4 protein-coding genes are annotated in these 2625 nt (G+C 65.8%); 3 read left to right on the forward strand and 1 reads right to left on the reverse strand.

Annotation, left to right across the window (positions count from 1 at the left end; translation table 11 throughout):
- Nucleotides 1-865: protein kinase (locus QK444_RS35370; protein ID WP_282786356.1), on the reverse strand; the 865-nt coding region annotated here is incomplete at its 3' end.
- A gap of 109 nt (nt 866-974) precedes the next feature.
- On the opposite strand from QK444_RS35370, the gene QK444_RS35375 reads away from it, so the two are divergent.
- From QK444_RS35375 to QK444_RS35385, 3 genes are all read left to right on the forward strand, one after another.
- Entirely contained in the window at nt 975-1343 is a 369-nt protein-coding gene (locus QK444_RS35375; protein ID WP_282786358.1) for an Rv2175c family DNA-binding protein, read from the forward strand.
- Between the two features lie 437 nt (nt 1344-1780).
- Complete coding sequence (locus QK444_RS35380; RefSeq protein WP_282786360.1) at nt 1781-2278, forward strand: polyadenylate-specific 3'-exoribonuclease AS; 498 nt, start codon at nt 1781-1783, stop codon at nt 2276-2278.
- Between the two features lie 27 nt (nt 2279-2305).
- Nucleotides 2306-2625: DUF5655 domain-containing protein (locus QK444_RS35385; protein WP_282786362.1), on the forward strand; the 320-nt coding region annotated here is incomplete at its 3' end.

The following is a 2625-nucleotide window of genomic DNA, read 5'->3' on the forward strand; positions in this document are numbered from 1 at the left end:
GTTCCGCGGATTCCTGCGGTGCGGGCACCCGGTAGGCGGGCAGTTGCAGCACCTGGGCGATGCGGCGGATCTCGGCGGCCATCTCGTTGCCGTCGGCGAAGCGGTGCGCGGGTTCGCGGGCGGTGGCGTGCGCGACCAGCTCGTCGAATTCCGGTGGGACGCCGGAGATGTGGTGGCTCGGGCTCGGGACGTCGTTCTCCACCCGCTGCAGGGCGATGGACAGCGAATTGTCGCCGGTGAACGGAGTGCGCCCGGTGAGCATTTCGAAGATGAGCACGCCCGCGGCGTAGACGTCGCTGCGCGCGTCGGCGTGGCCGCTGGTGACCTGTTCCGGGGAGAGGTAGGCGGCGGTGCCGAGAATGACGCTGGCCGAGGTGATGTTGGCGGCGGCCACCGCCCGCACCAGACCGAAGTCGGCGATCTTGACCTCACCGGAGTCGGAGATGAGCACGTTCTCCGGTTTGATGTCGCGGTGCACCAGCCCGGAGGAGTGCGCCACACCGATGGCCTGCATGACCGGTTCGATCACGGCGCGCACCGCGTGCGGGGGCATGGGGCCGCGTTCGCGCAGCAGTTCGCGCAGGGTGCCGCCCTCGACCAATTCCATGATGAGGAATGGGTGGTCGCCGTCCACGCCCTGGTCGTAGACGGCCACCAGGGCCGGATGCTTGAGCTTGGCGACCGCGCGCGCCTCGAGTTCGAAACGGGTGAGGAACTGGGGGTCGGCGGCGAATTTGGGATCCATCACCTTGATCGCGACCGGGCGGTCCAGACGGGTGTCCTCACCTCGGAACACCATTGACATACCGCCACGCGCGATCGGCGCATCGATGCGGTAGCGCCCTTCCAGGATCTGGCCGATCAAGTGTTGCCCTTCCCGATATTTCCCTACGGGGACCCGTACGACTCACCCGATCGTAGTCCGGACGGGGTGTGATGCGACGTTGCCGCCGCGACGGACTACCGTTGTGCGGGTGAGTGCCTTCCCTTGCAGCGACGACGTCCTCCCGGATTCGGTCACCCTGATCCCGCTGCCCGATGTGGCGGACCAGCTCGGCATGGTCGTCACCCGGGTGCATCAGATGCTGCGCGACCACCAGCTCATCGCGGTGCGCCGCGACGGGGTCGCCGGTATTCCGAAGGACTTCTTCGACTCCACCGGCGCCATCGCCAAACACCTGACCGGTCTGATCACCGTCATGCGTGACGCCAAATACACCGACGAGGAAATCCTCGAGTGGATCTACACCGAGGACGACTCCCTGCCCGGCCGTCCCATCGACGCCCTGCACGGCCCGCTGGCCCGCGAAGTGATCCGGCGCGCGGCCGCCGATCCGTTCTGAGCCGAGACGACCGGGCCGAGGTACAACCCCGCCTCCGGAACAACATGCCGGAGGCGGAGTGGATGTTTGCTACCCGGACACAATCGATACCTGCCGTCCGAATCGCATCGTGCGATGATTTCACGCGCCCAGTCCACGAGGTCCTCCACACGCTGGCCTATCGGCTGACGCGTCAGCCACAATTCCAGATTCTCGGGCCGGTTGTCGAGTTTGGCGCCATTGAGGTGGCGTACGTTCTCACCGCGCAGCAGCTTTCTGCCACGTATCTACTCCATCCCTGGTCGCCCGCGACCTGGAGTCGCCTCGACGGATCCCCACCGGCTGATCTTCGTCTGATGCGGCCGACGTACACCGAGTTGCGGCGACCCTTTTCTGTCACATCCCCAAGCATCACCGACCATCGAATTACTTCGTTGTAGCCGAAAGGAAACCACCAGTTGAGGTATTTTTACGATTGCGAATTCATTGAGGATGGAATCGTGATCGATCTCGTTTCAATTGCGGTGGTATGCGAGGACGGTCGGGAGTACTACGCGGTATCAACCGAATTCGACGAATCCAAGGCCGGTCCGTTCGTGCGCCGCTACGTGCTCCCGCAGCTGCCGCCGCTTTCCTCCCCGCTGTGGCGCAGCCGCGAACGCATCCGCGACGACCTCTACAAGTTCCTGGTCCCCCGCCCCGGCGTCGAACCCGAACTGTGGGCCTGGGTCGGCGCGTACGACCACGTCGCGCTCTGCCAGCTCTGGGGCTCCATGGTCGACCTGCCCAACGCCCTCCCCCGATACACCAATGAACTGCGCCAGCACTGGGATCAGCACGGCCGCCCCGCGCTGCCGCCGGTCCCCAAGGACGCGCACGACGCCCTCGCCGACGCCCGGCACAATCTCGCCAAGTTCGAGGCCATCGAGGCGCACCGGCGGCGACAGGCTTCCTGAGTGCTGCCCGCGGCTAGGCTGAGCCCCATGGGGAACGGCGAACAGCGGGTCCGGGAGTACTTCGCCGGCAAGCCGCATTCCCAGGAGATCTTCGCGGCACTCCGTGCGCTCATCGAGCAGCAGGGCGAGTGCGAGATGACGGTCGGCTCGCAGATCTCCTTCGGCGTGGCCCGCAAGTTCGCCTGGATCTGGCTGTACAACGTCACAGGCGCGAATCCCGAAGGGACCGTGCAGATCATGCTTGCGCTCCGGGAGGAGCACGACATCCCGCCGGTGTACCGGGTGACGCGGATCGGGAACGCACGATGGAATCACCTGATCGTGGTGCACTCCCTGGAGGAAGCGCA

This window comes from Nocardia sp. CC201C (genome assembly GCF_030010695.1).
Lineage (GTDB): Bacteria > Actinomycetota > Actinomycetes > Mycobacteriales > Mycobacteriaceae > Nocardia > Nocardia otitidiscaviarum.